This is a genomic window from Dehalococcoidia bacterium, assembly GCA_021295915.1.
GTDB lineage: Bacteria > Chloroflexota > Dehalococcoidia > Lucifugimonadales > UBA1123 > VXRN01.
In genome coordinates, this window is sequence record JAGWBK010000035.1 from 1,476 (window position 1) to 19,710 (window position 18,235).

17 protein-coding genes, 1 tRNA gene and 1 pseudogene (1 of these 19 running past the window's edge) are annotated in these 18,235 nt (G+C 58.4%); 1 reads left to right on the forward strand and 18 read right to left on the reverse strand.

All coding sequences use genetic code 11. The annotated features are described in order from the left end of the window. Window positions 1–282 precede the first annotated feature (282 nt). The 10 genes from J4G14_10455 to hflK form a co-directional block, all read right to left on the reverse strand. Window positions 283–1,041 carry a hypothetical protein gene (locus J4G14_10455; protein ID MCE2458221.1) on the reverse strand — a complete coding sequence of 253 codons (759 nt, stop codon included), beginning with the start codon at window positions 1,039–1,041 and terminating at the stop codon, window positions 283–285. A 438-nt stretch (window positions 1,042–1,479) separates the two neighbouring features. After that, window positions 1,480–1,710 (reverse strand): hypothetical protein, encoded by a 231-nt coding sequence (locus J4G14_10460; GenBank protein ID MCE2458222.1) that lies wholly within the window; start codon window positions 1,708–1,710, stop codon window positions 1,480–1,482. A gap of 220 nt (window positions 1,711–1,930) precedes the next feature. Next, window positions 1,931–2,006, reverse strand: a tRNA-Arg gene (locus J4G14_10465). 76 nt (window positions 2,007–2,082) lie between these two features. After that, entirely contained in the window at window positions 2,083–2,853 is a 771-nt protein-coding gene (gene recO, locus J4G14_10470) for a DNA repair protein RecO (protein MCE2458223.1), read from the reverse strand. 5 nt (window positions 2,854–2,858) lie between these two features. After that, window positions 2,859–3,470, reverse strand: a complete 612-nt coding sequence (gene recR / locus J4G14_10475) for a recombination mediator RecR (protein MCE2458224.1) — start codon at window positions 3,468–3,470, stop codon at window positions 2,859–2,861. Next, a complete protein-coding gene (locus tag J4G14_10480; GenBank protein ID MCE2458225.1) occupies window positions 3,471–3,782 on the reverse strand; it encodes a YbaB/EbfC family nucleoid-associated protein in 312 nt (103 codons plus the stop codon). After that, window positions 3,773–5,401, reverse strand: coding sequence for a DNA polymerase III subunit gamma/tau (dnaX, locus tag J4G14_10485; protein ID MCE2458226.1), 1,629 nt, complete (start codon window positions 5,399–5,401; stop codon window positions 3,773–3,775). The genes J4G14_10480 and dnaX overlap by 10 nt, the downstream gene beginning before the upstream one ends. 99 nt (window positions 5,402–5,500) lie before the next feature. After that, complete coding sequence (ybeY, locus tag J4G14_10490) at window positions 5,501–6,007, reverse strand: rRNA maturation RNase YbeY (protein MCE2458227.1); 507 nt, start codon at window positions 6,005–6,007, stop codon at window positions 5,501–5,503. 141 nt (window positions 6,008–6,148) lie between these two features. After that, complete coding sequence (locus J4G14_10495; GenBank protein ID MCE2458228.1) at window positions 6,149–7,015, reverse strand: protease modulator HflC; 867 nt, start codon at window positions 7,013–7,015, stop codon at window positions 6,149–6,151. Window positions 7,016–7,030: 15 nt separating this feature from the next. Beyond that, complete coding sequence (gene hflK, locus J4G14_10500) at window positions 7,031–8,098, reverse strand: FtsH protease activity modulator HflK (protein MCE2458229.1); 1,068 nt, start codon at window positions 8,096–8,098, stop codon at window positions 7,031–7,033. A gap of 295 nt (window positions 8,099–8,393) precedes the next feature. Here hflK and mftG point away from each other — a divergent pair, with 295 nt between their 5' ends. After that, window positions 8,394–9,968 carry a mycofactocin system GMC family oxidoreductase MftG gene (gene mftG, locus J4G14_10505; GenBank protein MCE2458230.1) on the forward strand — a complete coding sequence of 525 codons (1,575 nt, stop codon included), beginning with the start codon at window positions 8,394–8,396 and terminating at the stop codon, window positions 9,966–9,968. Between the two features lie 73 nt (window positions 9,969–10,041). Here mftG and J4G14_10510 read toward each other — a convergent pair whose 3' ends face one another. From J4G14_10510 to J4G14_10545, 8 genes and pseudogenes are all read right to left on the reverse strand, one after another. Beyond that, window positions 10,042–11,226, reverse strand: coding sequence for a hypothetical protein (locus tag J4G14_10510; protein ID MCE2458231.1), 1,185 nt, complete (start codon window positions 11,224–11,226; stop codon window positions 10,042–10,044). A 111-nt stretch (window positions 11,227–11,337) separates the two neighbouring features. Beyond that, window positions 11,338–12,036 carry a hypothetical protein gene (locus J4G14_10515; GenBank protein MCE2458232.1) on the reverse strand — a complete coding sequence of 233 codons (699 nt, stop codon included), beginning with the start codon at window positions 12,034–12,036 and terminating at the stop codon, window positions 11,338–11,340. A 3-nt stretch (window positions 12,037–12,039) separates the two neighbouring features. Next, window positions 12,040–13,503 carry a hypothetical protein gene (locus tag J4G14_10520; GenBank protein ID MCE2458233.1) on the reverse strand — a complete coding sequence of 488 codons (1,464 nt, stop codon included), beginning with the start codon at window positions 13,501–13,503 and terminating at the stop codon, window positions 12,040–12,042. 149 nt (window positions 13,504–13,652) lie between these two features. Then, window positions 13,653–14,270: a CDP-alcohol phosphatidyltransferase family protein gene (locus J4G14_10525; protein ID MCE2458234.1), complete on the reverse strand. Its 618-nt coding sequence runs from the start codon at window positions 14,268–14,270 to the stop codon at window positions 13,653–13,655. Between the two features lie 71 nt (window positions 14,271–14,341). Next, window positions 14,342–15,493: a glycosyltransferase family 4 protein gene (locus tag J4G14_10530; protein ID MCE2458235.1), complete on the reverse strand. Its 1,152-nt coding sequence runs from the start codon at window positions 15,491–15,493 to the stop codon at window positions 14,342–14,344. A gap of 233 nt (window positions 15,494–15,726) precedes the next feature. Further along, the gene (locus tag J4G14_10535) at window positions 15,727–16,809 is read right to left on the reverse strand and encodes an inositol-3-phosphate synthase (GenBank protein ID MCE2458236.1); all 1,083 of its coding nucleotides are present in this window, start codon (window positions 16,807–16,809) and stop codon (window positions 15,727–15,729) included. 344 nt (window positions 16,810–17,153) lie between these two features. Further along, entirely contained in the window at window positions 17,154–18,143 is a 990-nt protein-coding gene (locus J4G14_10540) for an NHL repeat-containing protein (protein MCE2458237.1), read from the reverse strand. A 14-nt stretch (window positions 18,144–18,157) separates the two neighbouring features. Beyond that, a pseudogene (locus J4G14_10545) lies at window positions 18,158–18,235 on the reverse strand (DUF1501 domain-containing protein); it runs 1,032 nt beyond the window's last position.

Consider the following 18,235-nt stretch of genomic DNA (forward strand, 5'->3'; position numbering starts at 1 on the left):
GGTACAATGACGTCTGGCGGGATGAGCACGGGCGGTACCTCTCGTGATGGTTTGGTCCGCCCAGCTTATCCCGCTTTCACATTCTGTCTAGCTTTTGTACAAAGTTGAGGCTAGGCCGATGACATATGGCAATTTCCATGGCAAGTCGGAGTCTGCCAGTCTTTGCTTCCCTAGACTGCCGAACGGTGACCGCTCCATGGATTCCCGTCTTCGCGGGAATGACGGGGCGGTGATGCTTGGTAGACATCGAGCGAGGGGGGCACTCCTGGGAGAGGAGCCAGGTTAGGAGGGCGTCTGTGAAGGTGTCTCCGTAGGCGGGGGCATGGGTGCTGCCTTCGGATATCCAGAGTTCGATGTTGATGCCTTTGGCGCAGGGGGCTCCAGACGGTAGGCCCTGGTCTCGGGGCCGGGGACGTAGTCGTCGAGGTCGAGGGTGGCGTAGGGATCGGGGTTTTCGGGCCAGTTGCAGCCGGCTCGTTGGCTCCAGCGTGTCACCATGTCTCGAGCTCCAGCGTAGAAGGCCTGATCGCCATTGGTCTTGGAGTCGGGCTCCGACTCGTCGCCGTCGAAGCGGATCACGCTGTCCTCGGTGCCGTGGATGTGGAGCACGGACACGGGTGGCGCGCTGTCGCAGGTGGAGTCCTCGACGTAGCTCGTGCCGGACAGGCTGGCGACGGCGCGAAGTCCGGGCAGGCCCCTGCAGGCCATGTGGTACGACATGAAGCCGCCGTTGGAGTAGCCGAAGAAGTACACAGGGCCGAAGTCCCTGACCTTCCTCGCCTCTGCCACCAGCTCCGTCAGGTAGGCGACGTCGTCCTTGCTGGCCTTGCCGGTCTTTTCTGTGAACGTACTGTCGGTGGAGTTCCAGGAGCGGTTGCCCTCGCCGTCGGGGGTGCCGTTCGGCAGCAGCAAGGCGAAGCCGTCGGTGTTCACGCGTTCGTGGAGGGGCACGTAAGCGGGATGGTAGGCGGAGTCTGCTCCGTAGCCGTGGAGGGAGACGATGAGCGGAGTCCGGCCGTCGACGAAGTCCGCTGGAAGCACGAGGACTGTGCGGTCTCCTCGTCCGCGGTGGTCGATGTAGTGGACTTCGCCTCCGGCGTCCTCGGCGAGCCTGGCGGTCCTCTCAAGGGTGGTGCCGTCTGGGAGTGACTTCCACTCGTCTTTGTTTCTTGGTGGACTGGGTCTTGGCCTCTGTGGCGGACACCTGCTGGCTGCTGGGGGGTTCTTCGGTGGTGCTGGAACATGCGAGTAGGGTGGCGATCAGCAGGGTGGTGGTTGCCAGTGCGCCGAGATGTCGGAGGGTTGATGTCAGGGTGTATTTGTTGAGCATGTTGCCACGATGATGGAAGGAATTCTTGCGAGTCCGCCAATCCAGAGCGTGGGCAACCACAGCAGCGAGTCACGCTGCACATCCGACGGATGGACGCGGTGGCCTCCGTCTACCGTCTCGCCGCGTCACTCTCCCCTGGCATCGACGGGCTACGGACGCGCGTGGAGTTTCACCGCAGGGGGCGCTTCGACGCCACCATCACGCTGCACGACGGCCGCGACTTCAGCGTAGTGCGCCAGGGACTGGCCCTGCGGCGCCGGTCTCTCTATGACCGGCTGCGGGCTATAGCGCAGTACGACTACTCCCGCCGCCCCGGAACCGTCCTGGTCCTTGTGCCCAGCGCATGGGAGCTGCGGAGGACGGCGAGGTTCTGTATCCACAACGATCTCCGCGTCGGCTACCGGATGGCGATGGGGGAGGAAGGCCCGTAAATGGCTAGACTCCTGAGAGGGATCGAACCGTTTATCAGAAACGCCGCGCCACACCCGTTTGTCCAACCGCTCTACCTATCCGACTGTACCCAAATCGACTGTCCAAGAGCACCTAATTGTTGCTTGTCGATTGTGTCCGAAGAGTGAAGGTTCTCGATTTCGTCCAGTCTGGTACCCCTGCCCGGACTCGAACCGGGGCACCCGGTTTAGGAAACCGGTGCTCTATCCTCCTGAGCTACAGGGGCACGGTGATCGTTGAGAACGACCACCGCCAAATTCTGACAGGGGAAATCGCTCCGTGTCAACACAACCGGCATGGGCTCAGACCGAACTCGCACGCCGTGCAAAATCAGCACTCCGAATGTCCCTCTCAACAATCGACCTGATGTACCGTGAGCTGATGCGCTCAACCTCATTACGCAGGCCGTCATGTAGTGTCGGCTCTCCAAGGCCCGCTATGCTCTCAGTGCGTTGAAGGTGCCTGAGTACCCGCATGGCCGATTCGGACACCTGCACCTTCTGGCCAATCCCTAGACCTCTGCACTGCGGACACAGCACCCCGCCTGCTGCAAGATCGATTACGTGGTCTCCCGGCTCCAGGGCCGAATCACACTCAACGCAGTGCTCAAGCTGAGGCCTGAACCCGGTTACGTCCAGCACATGCTGCTCGTACCACCTGGCAATAAGCCACGGGTCGCTAACTTCCCCAAGCGCCTCCAGTGTCTCCTTCACTAGCACAAAGAGCTCCCGGCTGGAGTATCTCTCCTGTGAGAACAGGTCCGCGATTTCACAGACGTAGATCGATTGAGACAGGCGCTCCAGGTCTACACGCGAGGCCGGATGATCGTCCCGGAGGACCGCCTCGGTGATGACGTCTAGATTCCGTCCATAGGAGGCGGCAAAGTCAATCACGTTGGTGAGGTCCAGGTGCCCTCGAAGTCGACCGTTGGGCCGACGAACGCCCTTCGCGACAGCCCTGACCTTGCCCAGGTCCGGCGTCAGGATCGATACGATGCGGTCTGCTTCCCCGAGTGGGTACTGGCGCAGGACCACTCCGCTGGTCCTGTACGTCCGCGACCTAGACCGGTTCATTTCGGTCAGAAGACCTGCCTGCCCTCTATGGCCCGGCCCAGCGTTGACTCGTCAGCGTATTCCAGGTCACCGCCAACGGGCAGGCCACGTGCTGGACGTGTGACCGACACCCCAAGGGGAGAGATCAGCCCATGTATGTACATGGCCGTTGCGTCCCCTTCCACGTTTGGGTTGGTCGCGAGAATAATTTCCTGGACATCCTCATTTGAAAGACGTTTTAGAAGCGGTTGGATCTTCAGATGGTCGGGACCAATGCCGTTCATCGGCGAGATCGCGCCGTGAAGAACGTGGTACAAACCCCTGTAAGAGTGCGTGCGCTCAAGGGCGAGCACGTCAAGCGCCTCCTCCACGACGCAGATTCGCTGAGGATCACGTCCCGGATCGCCGCATATGTTGCATGGGTCGTCCTCTGTCAGATTGAAGCACCGCGAGCACATGGCCACGCTGTCTTTTACCCCGATGATCGCGGCTGCGAGCTCATGTGCATGCTGTTCGGGCATTCGTATCAGATGGAACGCGAGCCGCTGGGCGGACTTTGGACCGATCCCCGGCAGCTTGCTGAACTCCTCGATCAGCCGCGCGATCGGCGCGACGGTATATACGGCAGGGCTGGTCATCTACGTAAGGCCCGGAATGTTCAGGCCGCCTGTCAGCTCTCCCATTCTTGAGCTGACCATCTCCTGAGCGTTCGAAAGACCCTCGTTGACGGCGGCGGCTATCAGGTCCTGCAGTATTTCGACATCCTCAGGGGAGACGACCTCGGGGTCGATCTCAATTGACTCAAGCGTCAGCTTGCCCGTGACAACTACGGTTACGACACCACCTCCTGCGGTGGCCTCCACCGTTGCGGTCTCCAGCTCTTCCTGGAGCTGCGCCATCTTCTTTTGCAGCTCTTGGGCCTGACGCAGCATTCGGCGGTTCATTGAGATGTGTCCTCCTCGATTGTCTCCACCAGCCTCGCTCCCATTGCCTGGGCTGCGCGGACCAGGTGGCTCTGCTCACTCTGTCTCTTGGAAGTTCGCTCGCTTCCTGAAGCTAACTCGATCGCTAGCTCGAATTCGCCGTCCATTGCCTTGGAAATCGCCTCGTTCAGTTCACGCCTGACCGTAGGATTTCCCACCTCTGACTCGGCCCGCTCGATGTGCGAACTGTGTGCGAACCTGACGACGATTCGATTGCCTTCAAGGTTATACTCTCGCGCGCTGCGCAGCAACGGCCCCAACTTGAACCGCGATCCCGTGTTCCTGAGCGTCCTCAGCAGCTCAGGCCATACGGCGGCTAGCCGTTCATCAGGAGCGTTGGGAAGTGCCTGCCCCGGATCCCTCACAGGAGCAGGGCGGGGCGGTGCACTCTGTGCAGGTGGAGCACTGCGCCGCTCGACTGGAGGTGCAGGTGCTCTTGCTGCGGCAGGCTGCCTGGGAGATGGTGCTCTCCCTGCTGGTTGTCTCACCGGGGGAGCAGGTGCTTGCACCGCCACAGGTTCCAGGCTCGACTCAGCCAACGCTAGCTCAAGCGGCAACGGCGATGACACGTCCTGCCTGACGTCAGCTTCTGCGAACGCCCTCACCGCGCGCAGCACCTGGCTATGATCAGCTCCCGTGGCAATCTCTACCAGCCGTTCTGCGGTGGAGTCCGAATAGCGCGAAGAGTCTCCGGCCCCGGAGCTGATCAGCATGACGGCCCGTAAGAACTCAGTCACGGCGCGCTGCAGCTGTCCGAGATCGGAACCTTGATCGGCGATCCGGCCGACCAGGGTCAGCCCTTCGGCCAACTTGCGTCCCACCACCATTTCGCATAGATCGAGCGCGTCTTCGTCTCCGGTGAGTTCCAGCATGTCCCTCACCTGGTCGCCCGTCAGCGGCGACCCGTAGGAAACGACAGCCTGTTCCAGCAGGTTCTCGGCATCCCTGAGGCTTCCGGTCGAGTGCCTGGCGATCAGGTCGAGCGCCTCTGCCTCTGCCTCGACATCCTCCGCTGCGCTCAACTGCGCCAGCTTCTGGTGTATGGCCTCTATGGGAATCCGTCGAAAGTCATACCGCTGGCATCTTGAGACGATGGTAAGCGGTACCTTGTGGACCTCTGTGGTGGCAAGAATGAATATCGCGTGTCCCGGGGGCTCTTCAAGGGTCTTGAGGAGCGCGTTGAAGGCCGCGTCCGTCAGCATGTGGACCTCGTCGACAATGTAGACCTTGTACTGCGACTGAGTCGGCGCGAAACCGATCCTGTCGCTCAGATCGCGAATGTCGTCGATGCCCCTGTTGCTCGCCGCGTCGATTTCAATCAGGTCGAGAGCGCGCCCCTCGATGATTGCCAGGCAGTTCTCGCAGGTGTTGTCTGGCTCCCCATTCTGCGGTTCGAGACAGTTGACGGCCTTAGCAAGTATGCGAGCAGTGCTGGTCTTTCCTGTCCCGCGAGGACCGCAGAACAGGTACGCGTGCGTTAGCCGGCCACTTGAGACGGCATTCTTGAGCGTATTGGTGACGGTTTCCTGCCCTACGACTTCTTCCAGGGCACGTGGACGCCACTTTCTGTAAAGTACTTCCGCCAAAGCAGTTGTCACCTGGTGTGAAAATGGACCGTAGGGACTGCCTAACTGTCGTACCAGCAAAGGCCGGATTCCGGAGGGTGGACAGGTGTGGAGTCGACGCTAGTCGATGAGTCCCTTTCGCCGCATCTCTTCCTTCGCCTCAACCTCCCGCGCTTGCATGACGACGGCGTCTGACTCGACTTCGTGATCGTAACCTAGCAGATGAAATATCCCATGGGCAACCAGCGTGGCGAGTTCATTTTGAAGGGAATGTCCGGCTTCTTCAGCCTGTCTCTCCGCCTGTGGAAGGGAGATGATCACCTCGCCCACTTCCGCCTGATGATCCGGGGGTAGTACGAACTCGAACTCGTCTGCGTCACGAGAGTCAGTACCATAGTAAGTCCCGGAGTGAACGTTGGAAAACGAAAGCACGTCTGTGGTCGTCTCCAAGCCGCGGTGTTCGGCGTTGAGTTCTGACACCGTCTCGTCATCAGCGATGACTATCGTGGTGAGTCCTACTGTCTCGTGCCCTTCGGTGGCCAGCGCCACTTCCGCCACAGAGGTCAGCCAACCCGCGTCAACAGTCCCAAGGAACTCGTCAAAGATCTGGACTTGGACACTTGCCATGACCGTGGGACCAGCTAACTACTTGGAAGGGGGGACAGCATGGCTTTGCGAGCACGCGGTTGATGGCCGTTGGCCATTAGCGCCGGCTTTGCAATCAGGAATTCTCGCCGCTCCCAAGAGAGACTACGGAGAGCCGAAGCTTTAGTTGAGCCCCTCTTCTGATTGCAGGAACTCGAACAGGTCGCTGTCAGCCGGAAGCACTACGGTTGAGTTGGCCTCAAAAATCTTGCGATAGGCCTGCAGGGATCTCTGGAACTTGTAGAACTCGGGATCTTGCGCAATAGCCTCGGCGAAGATCTTGATCGCCTCACCCTCGCCTTCACCGCGAGTTATCTCTGCTTTCCGCTGGGCAGTCGCCTTGATGATGGCTGCTTCGCGGTCAACGGCCGCACGGACTTCGGCGTCGATCTCCTGTCCCTCGGCTCGTTCCTTGTCGGCCTTCCTCTTACGCTCGGACTGCATCCTCGCATACACGGACTCTGCAATCTCAGGCGGGAAGTCAGCGCGTTTGATCCTAACGTCAATAATGTCGATTCCGAACTCTCTGAGCTTGGGCTGTACGAGGACCTGTACGCGCTTCATGATATCTTCGCGCTTGGTTGTGATTATCTCAGCCTGGTTGTCGCTCGCGATCTCGCGGCGCAGCTCCGACGTGATGATGTCTACTGCCCGCGCCTTGCCCTGACCCTCTGTCTGAACTGTCTCCCTGAACAGGACGGGGTCGACTATCCGGCCCCGCGCATACACGTCGATGATGAGTCGCTTCTTGTCTTTGGTAAGTAGCGACTCAGGTGGCGCGTCAAAGCTCAGCAGGCGCTTGTCGAAGTACGTAGTGGCATCGATGAAAGGCGTCTTGACGTAGAGGCCCGGACTCCTGATCGACTGCTGCACATCGCCGAAGCGTGTGACGATGGCTTGCTGCTTTTCATCTACGACGAAGAACAGCTGCGGTCCCACGATTGCCGCAACAGCCGCAAGTACGATTAAAGCTATTGCCAGAAATTTCATCAATCGCGTTCCCCGTTAGTTTCTGCTGCCGAGTGAGGTCGGTAGTTCGCTGTCTCCGGTCAGATCCAGAAATTCGATCAGACCTCCACCAGTGTCGTCGTCGATGATGTACTTCCTTATGCCAGGAAGAATCTCCTCCATCGCCTCTAGGAAGAGGCGCTGCCGTGTAACTTCCGGCGCCAGTTCATACTCGTTCAGGATCGAAATAAACCGCTGCGATTGACCTTCCGCATACGCGATGCGCTCCTGTTTATAGGCTTCGGCAGATTCGGTGAGCCTCGCTGCTTCACCCCTCGCATTCGGCAGGATCGACTCTCGATAGGCATCTGCGAGGTTGATGATCCGTGCCTTGTCCTCCTTGGCACGGACGACGTCGTCGAATGCATCCTTGACCTGCTCTGGTGCGAACACGTTGAGCAGCTTGACCTCACGCACGTTTATGCCGGTCTCGTATTCGTCAAGGAGACGCTGGAGCAGCAGCTTCGTGTCGGCCTGCGTTTCTTCCTTCTTGTCCGTAAGCGGATCGTCGATTGGCCTGCTGCCGACCACCTGGCGCAGTGCAGTCTCTGTTGCGTCCTTGATGGTCTGGCCATCTGGGTCGACTGCCCGATAAAGGAACTGCTGAAGGTTCTTGATGTCATACTGCACGAGAAGCTGCACGTCGACAATGTTTGGTGCCTCTCCGGGCTGTCCCGCCTCATCCGGGTCACCGGTTATCATGAGCGATTCGTCGAGAGCTGGTGTGCCACCTCGAACGCCAACTTCAAGCCTACGGATGTCATCAACCTTGACGATGTCTCTGGCCCCTATTGGAGTCGGCCACCACCAGTGCAGTCCAGGCCCTTGGATATTGTCGAACATTCCAAGCCGGCGTAGTGCCGCCTCCTCACCCGGTTGAACGGTGAAGAAACCGCTGCCAACCCAAACGAGGATGCCGATCCCGAACAGCGCGAGCACAATGATTGCCCAGACGCTGCTGCCGCCACCCCCTCCAATGCCGCCGATCTTGAACCGGCCGAAGAATCCCCTGATTCGCTCGAGGATCTGATCGAAATTTACCTCGGGCTCTTCTGGTCGATACATGCTGTGGGTCCACCCCTCGTCGAATCTTAATTATCCTCTATTGTAACGATATGGTAGCACAGTATGTTAGGGCCTTCGATATTACCCCGCCGAGTCTGCCCGTATTGGCGTCTCGCAGGCCTCCCGTTCGTTGCACTAGTCGCATTTCCCAACAGCGGGCTCGAGTGAGCTTGAAATCCTCAACCGTCAGCCGTGCACATGTCTAAGTGACTTCCCTACGTTGACATGCGAAGCGAACCTGATAACCTCTGTGCTGGTATCGGCACAGTCTGTGAAACGCGACTCGGGGGGACCCATGAAGTACGATGTTATCGTAGTTGGCGGAGGAGCATCCGGGTCGGTTTTGGCGAGCAGATTAGCGGAGGACCGCAATACGTCTGTCCTGCTGCTCGAAGCGGGTAAGGACTATCCTGATCCCGACAGCCTTCCGGACGAAATAAAGTTCGGTCACACGAGGTTTGCAGAAGCTCCTGACTCTGAACACAACTGGGCGTTGCGCGGAACCGCTACCGAAGAGCAGGGCGAGATCCACGTGGCTCAGGGCAAGGTGATCGGTGGAGGCTCGTCCATCAACGGACAGGCAATGCAGCGTGGGTTCCCCGAAGACTTCGACTCATGGTCCGCCCTCGGCAACGACGAGTGGTCTTACGAGAGGGTGCTGCCATTCTATCGAAAGATGGAACACGACCTTGACATTCAGGACGACTTCCACGGAGCAGATGGGCCAATGCCGGTCAGGCGACGCCAGTCAGGTGCCTGGCCCGCAATCCAGAAGGCCTTCCACGACGCCTGTGTTGCTGAAGGATATGGCGTAACTGAGGATGTCAACGGCCCGAATCCCGCCGGTGTTGGCGTGTCTCCCACCAACAACCTTGGCGGTGTCAGGATGAGCGCCGCCATGACCTATCTCAACCCGATGCGCCACAGCCTGAACCTTACGATCAGGGGAGAGGTGTTCGTCCGAAGGATACTGTTCGACGGATCGAGGGCTGTCGGCGTGGAAGCCGAGAGTGGTGGTGAGGTTTTCACGGTCTCAGCGGAACGAGTCGTTCTGAGTGCCGGAGCCATCAGGTCGCCTCACATCCTCATGCTGTCGGGAGTCGGCCCCGGACAAGAACTTGGGAAATTTGGAATACAGCAGATCAACGATCTCCCGGGAGTGGGGCAGGGACTCTGGAATCACCTCAGCGCTCACGTCACATTTAAGGTCAAGGACGGCGTCTCCCTCAGTGCCGATCTGGAAGCCCCTCATTTCGGCCTGCACTACACGTCACGAGGGTCTGACGAGACCAACGATATGGTCCTGAGGACTGGCAACGTAGTGGACGAACGGCAGGAACGAGTTCCTGGCGTGCGCACGAGATATCGGACAGGCGAAGTCCCACCCGACAGGGCGGCACGGATATCCTGCACTCTTGGTCTCCCCAAGGGTTCGGGGTATGTTCGGCTCGCCTCTGCCGACCCTGGTGTCCAGCCGGAATTCAACTACTGCTACCTCCGGCACCCGGACGATATCCGGCGTGTCAGAGAGGGTCTGCGACTTGGAGTACGGCTCCTCGAATCTGAGGCGTATAGCAATGTAGTAGATCGCATAGTAGATCCAGCAGCCGACATTCTGGCTGATGACGATGCCATGGATCACTGGATATGCCAAACAGTTGGGACAGCCCGTCACGTATCTGGGACGTGCAGGATGGGGCCCGACTCAGACCCCATGGCGGTGGTCGACCAGTACTGCCGCGTAAAGGGCATGAAGGGGCTCTGGGTGGCCGACGCATCGGTGATGCCGAGAATCCCGAGATCGGGAGGCATTCATCCGACTGTAATCATGGTCGGAGAACGGGCCGCAGAATGGATCGCGGCAAGCTAGCTGTATCGGCACTTCTCATTGACGCCAGCTAAAGCCAGGCGTACGGCCTAATCGGCGTGTGTGCCGTGTCAGTTCATTGAGAGCTTCCGGCGGACTCAATCCGGGCAATTAGCTCGAGAAGACCCTCACTGCTGGTGACTGATCCGGCCAGTGTGAGAAACTCACCCACATCCTCCGATAGTTCCCTTAGCCGCCGTACTTGTGGACCAATTGGATCGACTGAAGCAGGGCCGTGAGCGTAGGTGCCATAAAAGGCAAAGTAGGCCTGGTTCAGCTTCCTGATGGGGTGACCGCTTTCAGTGAGTAGCTTCCTCTGTTCCTCCATGTATGACTCGGCCTCTTCGATATTGCCCTCTGCCAGGAGGTTGTTGACTGTCACCCTTGTTTCTCTCATCAGGGTCCCGAAATCGACCTCAGTGTGCTCAATCAGGTCAGCGACGTGAAAGTCGACTTCATCGACTTCAGCGTTGCCTCCATCCTTTGGCATCTGAGCATGCATAGCTGTGAAGGCAAGGTCACCAATCTCGTCACCGGCAATACTCGCGACTGTCTCGTTGAGGACCATCAACTCCGGGGTGCTATACGGATTGCGCCCCAGGGGCTTCAGGACCAGGTAGTGGTGCACCCACTCGTGTGCAGCCAGACGAAGCGTGTTTCTCAGGTCTGCACCGTGATGGACTGAAGCTGGATAGGTAGCTACTCCGCCTATCTCCAGTACCAGCGAGGACAGGCCTAGCTTCCCAGTGACCCTCTCTTCAACCTCCTCTCTCGATTCAATGCTCATGTCAGGTTCAAGCAGCACGTCGTCTAGGCGCTCGATCCGGTCTCTAGGCGACGTGACGAGCAGCATGGGCGGAGCTTCGAGCCTGACGTCAACGGGAGGGAAAACTAGATCACCAAAGAGCCCCAGTCCGTTTGCCCTGATTACGGTACTGACCTCAGACTCGATCGTCTCTTCGACGTCGTTCCTCAGAGCAGCGCGCAGGCCGCGAAGTCGCTCTAGATGGGACTCAATCTCTCGGACTTCAGCACGGCTGCGCCCACTTGCGCTACCAGATTCCATCTGGCTGGCAAGCTGCCTGATCTCGTCCCCCAGGTCGAAGAAACCTCCGACCTTTTCGAGGCGGTCTGAATCAGACACGTGGAGACCTGATAACACGCTACGAAGCCGGTGAGTCCACTTGGAGTGTGAATTCGCCAGGTGCCACCCAATGAGGTCATGGGCGAACTCCACCGACAGTTCTTCGGGGGGACTCATTGCCAGCCCATCACTGCGAAAGCCAAATAACGAGACTGAAATGAACGCGAGAACGAGCCACTTTGCAATGGCTGCTCGCCTGCGGTGGCGGCGATTCAGCAGCCGACCCAATTAACGACGGAACAGATTAAGGAACCTATCCTGGTACATGTCGAACGCGCCCCAGCGGTCGAGTTCCTGTCTGAGTTCTTCGGGATCACGGCCGCGCGAGGCTTCGTAGAACATTCGCTCAATTCTCTGGACTGCCGCCATTGGCAGACCGCCGGCACCCGGCGCCGGATCAAGCAGGCCCCTGGAACCAAGCTCTTCGACATGGCCTGGCGCTGATCTCGAGGTGAGCTCATATATGAACTTGATCAGCGACACGTCCCACAACTCGTCCACGCCGACCATCACTACGGAGAGGTTGTTCTCCTCACTGGTCAGCCGGGCGTCGATGCGACGTGCAATATCTCCGGCGTCGCCGCTCACTATCTCTGTGCCCTCTGGCTCATTCCTGTACTGGTACAGAATCCCAGGGCTGTTTGGCCCGTGCTGGTTGGACACATACTCCAGGTAACGGTACGCCTCCGGACTGAACCCCTCGAGGTTCATCGCGTAGTAAGGAGTCACGATGGATGGCTCTTCAGCGACGACCTTCCCAGTCCGAACGACGCCTTCCTTATCGTCAGGCTGCAGGTCCCGGTAGATCGGCTCTGTCACCACGTAGTATGAGAGTGACGTAATGCCGAATGTTGCCAGTTTCTGGGCTGGATACCTGACTACCCAGGTCTGTTCAGCCGCTTTGATCCAGTCTAGTTGGTCTTCCATGTGCTATCTCCTGCGCCTGCGCAGCCCAAATCCAATCAGGCCTAGTACGCTGAGTGGAAGCGCCAGGTCGGACAGGCGCATGGTAGGTGTCGCTGGAGCGAAGCAGGCCGACCCGCCTTCCCTCCGCTCGACCCCCTCGGTCTCGGATTCACTATCTGTCTCCGAAATTGCCGGAGGCTCAGTTGGAGTAGGCTCGGGCGCAGGGGCAGGTTGTGGCTCTGGCGTCGGAGTCGGCTCAAGGCTGCCAACTGTTTCCGATCCTGCCTGCGGTGTTAGGCTGAACAGCTGGAGTGACGGCCGGGGAATCGGAGTAGGCTTGGCGCTATCTCTGTCAGGCGGTACGTAGTGGTCGGCTCCGAGAGTATCTCTCCACTGGTTCTCGAGTTCAATTCGAGAAATGCCGTAGATGCCCTGTATGGCATCCTCCATGTTCGTGCCCGTCTTGAGGGTACTCAGAAGCTCGCGCATGGCCTGAGGTCCATACCTGAAAACCATGAACTGAATGAGACTCCTGGCCTGCCCATAGAAGATGATTACGTCCTCAGGATCACCCGGAAGGATCGGCATCGACGTTATTGGCAGTAGCCTGTCGGTTGCCATCGCGAATTCGAGTGCAATATCGTACGAAATACCGGGATCGACGTTACCAAACTCGGCCAGCCCTTCATCTAGCCAGGAAGGAATGCCTCGGACCGCGGCGTCACCGGCTCGGTGGTTCAGTATGTGTGTTACTTCATGTGACGCTGTGCCCTTGGCTCGACTGCCGCCTCCCAGGACCAGCAGCGTACCTATCCTCGTGAAGGCCTGCCCCTCAGTAATGAGTTCACGTCTAATGGTGCTCGATCCCGGAGGTAGTGCCTCCAGCATCTCCTTCACGTTGTTGTACATGGTGACTCGAATTGGAACTGTCGTGTCGGCCCCAAGGATCGGTCCCATGAAGTCCAGAGTCTGAGTTATGGCTTCAAGAATGATCTCCGCGCGCGTCTTTACCGGGCCGTGATACGCGACCGCCACAGGCCCATCAGAGACCTCTTCCCACGTGAATCGCGCGTCCTCGAAAATGAACTCTTCCACGTCCGTGACCAGTTCGTTCCCGTCCGAATCCCGAACCTCGAAGTAGTAGTAGATGATGGTTCCCGGTGGTATATATCGGCCTGAGGTATTCGTGCGCCAGAAGAGCTCCGAGTCCACAAGTTTGGCTTCATCGAACTCCATGTACCCGTAGACTTCGCGGGTCTGGGTACCTGTACGGAACTTGACCGCAATCTCCTCTACCTCGACTTCAGACTCAACCTCTATGGAGAACCTCATCCCTTCTGGAAACTCGCTGACAACAGCTGCCGAACTGACCGCTATCGTGCCCGAGGAACCATACGTCGTTTGCACGGTAACCAGCGCCGTGAAGACACAGGCAATGATGATGAGCATTGCCCTGGGCAATACCGAAATAGCTCGAATTGATGTCAACATCTAACTCCGGGAATCTGCAGACGGCAGCATTGAATTAAACGCGCTTTGTCTGCAAAAGGTTATGGACTGGATCTTTGCCTGGCGGCCGGACGCGAACTCCTCACTCTGTGTACGCTCGTGACAGGGCTCTAGGATTGGCGCCGCCTTCACTGGACGTCCCGTTCCTCATTCGAGATCATGCGGGAAGTGTGAATGAGCCTGTGGATTGCTGTAACGGTCGTCAGCGCGCCGATGACTCCGAGCACTACCATGACCACTACTGGCACCCAGTGTCCGACGATCAGCCCAATCCCGACGGCGGCCACACGTTCTGGCCTCGTCATCACACCGACCTTGCAGTCGATGCCTAGTCCCTCAGACCTCGCCCGCATGTAGCTCACCATAATCGAGCCCACCAGCGCGACGTAGACAAGTATCGAGCCCAGATCGTTATTCTTGGACAGATAGAAGGCCAGCAGTCCCAGCAGGACCACTGCCTCTGAAACTCGGTCGATGGTCGAGTCAAGGAGTGCGCCGAAATCCGACACCTTACCGGTAGCTCTCGCCAGTGCGCCGTCGAAGAGGTCGAATATACCGGCAAACAGGACTATTAGGCCGCCGGCCCACCAGTTGCCAATCGCTATCATATACGCGCCGCCGCCTGCAATGGCGAGGCCGATGAGGCTTACAGCGTTGGGAGTAAGTCCTACTCGTGAGAAGAGGCGCGCGACGGGCCGTTCAACGTAATTTGCCACCGCCTGCCGAGCGCTGTCACGCCCCGTCATGATGTCACCGCACTGTCCTCAGGGTATCGAGTCATCTTAGGCAGGCAGCCCGAGTGCGGTCAAATTCGCAGCTAGGCGGTTGCGGCCGCAGTTTGCTCCAGGACAAACTCGCTATAGTAGTCCATGACACGGCTCGCCACACTTTCCCATCGGAAACTGTCGGCAGTCCTGGCTCCCTCCGCAATTAAACGCTGTCGGAGGCTGTCGTCATCGATCAACGCGGCAATAGCCTGAGCTAGGGCCTCGTCATCCTTGGGTGGGACTAATAGGCCGTTCTGACCGTGATCGACGACGCTTGCGTAACCTTCGATTTCAGTTGCCACCACTGGGGCACCCGCAGCCATGGCCTCGAGCAGAACGATCCCAAAGCTCTCTTTGCCTGTGGCAGGTGAGCAGTAGATGTGCGCGGACTTGAAGTACCTCGTCCGCAACTCGTCCGAGGTGCGCCCGACTATCACGACGTCCTGCAGGTTTCGTTCACCGATGATTCGATAGCAGTCAGCGTCCATCTGCCCGCCGCCGACCACGATGAGTCGAATATCGGGTCTGTCCCACTTGAGACGACTGTACGCTGTCAGCAGGTACTTCAGTCCCTTGCGCTTTTCGAGTCTGCCAAGGAACAGGATGTTAGTCTTGCCGTCCATCAGTTCCGGCAGCGGCTCGGCATTGCTGAAGTCGTCCACCTTCACGCCATTCGGAATGATCCGGTAGTCGCTGGGAAAGTGACTGTTGACGAAGTTTGCTGCCGGGTTGGATACGGCAATTCTTCCATGAAGTCGATTCAGCAGCCGGTTCGCCAACCGGTCCGGGCCAATGGCCCACCACACGCGGCGCCTTCGATAGCTGTGGAACGTCGCGACCGTGACCGTTCTGTTGGTATCGATTTGGCGGAGCGCGCTGAAGGGCACGAATCCGACAAGAGGCTCGTGCATGTGCACTATGTCGAATTGCTCCTGGTCAAGTAGGTTCTTGATCTGCGGGTGCAGCCAGACTGAGAGAGACACTCTGGCTATGGAGTCAGCGCTTCGTAGAGGGACTGCGCGACCCATCGGGATGAAGTCTGGGTCGTCGGCAGGAAGTGGGGATGAACTTGGCGCAACTATGCGAACCGTATGGCCCCACATTCGAAATTGGTCGGCGAGTTCCCGAATATGACTCTGGACTCCGCCGGTGTAGGCATGGTCATACGGTGAGAATAGGCCGATTTTACATGGTCGGTCCATACCCTCTCCTTCAGACGGCGATCCGGAGCGCATTGCCAACAGGGCGCGCTACCTGTACTGAAGATATCTGCTCAGGGGGCTTGATCGTCGAATAACCGGATTGTCCCCATTCTATCCTTATCCGAGCCGGTTGACTAGTCATGTGCTTGGATAAAGTGAAAGAGCGTATGACACGAAATACATCAGACTCACGTCTGAATACAGGGGAGGGCAGTGGACTCTTGGCAGTCCGCCTAGTTGTCCACGCCTGTGATGAAGTTCTCGACCATCTCGCGTGCGACAGAATCGGTGTACTGCACCGGAGGCGACTTCATAAAGTATGCCGACGGACCCAGGATCGGACCGGAGAGGCCTCGGTCTTTCGCGATCTTAGCGCAACGGATCGCGTCGATTACGACACCGGCCGAGTTTGGGCTGTCCCAAACTTCGAGCTTCAACTCAACGTTCAGCGGAACGTCGCCGAAGCTGGTGCCTTCCAGCCTGATGTAAGCCCACTTGCGGTCTGACAGCCACGGAACATGGTCGGAAGGGCCAATATGGATGTTGTCTCCGTCCAGATCGGTATCTACCTGAGACTGTACTGAGTTTGTCTTGGAAATCTTCTTTGAGGTCAGCCGACTCCGTTCCAGCATGTTCAGGAAGTCGGAGTTCCCACCGAAGTTGAGCTGGTACGTCCGCTCGAGGTCTACGCCTCGGTCCATGAACAGCCTTGTGAGCACGCGATGCACGATCGTGGCGCCAACCTGCGACTTGATGTCGTCGCCAATTATGGGCGCGCCTGCGTCCCTGAACCTGCGCTGCCAGTAGTCTCCCTCTCCGCTTGCTATGAAGACGGGAATGCAGTTGATCATGCCAGCCCCGGCCGCCAGGATCTGCTCTGCGTACCACCTCGTGGCATCTTCTGAACCGACGGGCAGGTAGTTGATTACTACGTCGACTTCGCGCTCTTTCAGTGTTCCGACGATGTCGTCCGTTGGCCCGGGTGCCTTTTCGACCACATCCGACATGTACTCTCCCACACCGTCTAGAGTCATGCCTCGCTGCACCGAGATGCCGGTGTGCGGGACGTCGTGGAACTTGACCGTGTTGTTGGGTTCAGCGTAGATGGCGTCCGACAGGTCGAGTCCAACCTTGGTGGCATCGACATCGAAAGCGGCGACAACATTGATATCGCCAATTCCGTATTCGCCAAGCACCGGATGCATGATTCCAGGTATGGTGTCTTCGGGGCCGGCGTCAGAGTACTTGTGTATCCCCTGAACCAGGGAAGACGCGCAGTTCCCCACGCCGATTATCGCCACGTTGATGTCAGCCAACTTACTCCACCTACCTCACGTCTGAGTCGATCACAGTCCGTTCATACGAGCGTCGTACCTCGCGGGCACACGCTGTCGGATTGTAGCACCTGCGAAAGAACGCGAACAAGATTAACCAGAAGCACGGACCAGCCCCCAATCTGGTAGACCAGTACCCGGACGTCATTCCAGCGAAAGCTGGTAACCCGCGCTGGACAGGAGGGCCTGCGCTCAACTTGGAGATACAGAATTGACCGCCTCCTTGGAGTGATTAGCATGAGCTTCCGACTGTCACAGCCCTGCCAAACAGAAAGACCCCGCCAACAGGGCAGGGCCTCTCCGGTTTCCAATCGCTGTCGCTTCGGCTACAGGTTGAACTGCGGCTCCAGGTAGTCCTTGTCCTTCTGATAGATCTGTAGTCGGCACCTGATGCCGTCTGTGATTACAATTCGGTCCTGATCGTCGATTGCTACTCCGGCAGGACGACGGAAGTGACCCAGTGTGACCATTTCGTCGGGGGCCACCCTGTGGAACGCTTTTTGGTAATCTGGATTGGAGTCCATGAAGTCCTGGCCCCACTTGGAGAACCGCCGGGCGTCTCCGTAGAGACCGGCGATTATGTCCCCGTCTGGATAGTAGATCTGGACGCGGTCGTTGCCCCAGTCCGTGACGTACACGTCTCCTTGGCTGTCCACAGCAACGTCCGAAGGTTTGCTCAGCAGCCCCCCATCGTCGAACGTCGAGCCGAACCTGCCCCGGTACTCACCGTCTCGCGAGAACTTCTGGACACGGTCGTTGCCCCAGTCGGCGACGTAAACGTCACCGTCCCGGTCGATCGTGATGCCCCATGGGCGGCTAAATTCCCCTTCTTCACTTCCCTTGGTCCCAAACGTCTTCAGAAACTGCCCGTCTTTGGTGAACTGCTGGACTCTGCCATTCTCGCTGTCGACAACCCAGAGGTTTTCGTCACTGTCGAATGCAAGGCCTGCTGGACGGTTAAGCAGCCCCTCTTCTGTGCCGTACTCTCCCCACTTCGCCAGTAGTTCCCCGTCCGGGTTGTACACGTTGACGAAGTTCTCAAATCCGTCGGCACAGTAGACGTTGCCATCCTGATCGACGGCGAGCCCATTCGGCCAGGTAAAGTCACCCTCTCCAAACTCACCCAGGTACTCTTCCTCGATTGTAAGTACCGTAATGGGAGGAGCGACTTTCCCACGGCTGTTGAGCACGTGGATTACTCCCCCGGACGTGATAGCCACTGACGACGGATGTATGAATCCTCTGCCTCTTCCTGAAAGCCACCCAATGGGGTGACTGAAGTGCCAGGTCCGGCCCGCAACGGTTTTTGTCTGCATGACTCTACCTCCGGCTAGTTCGTATTGCCGTTGGTCTCGACGAACTTCGGCTTCTCGAAGTGACCGTTGACTATGGGGACCGCATCGAGGTC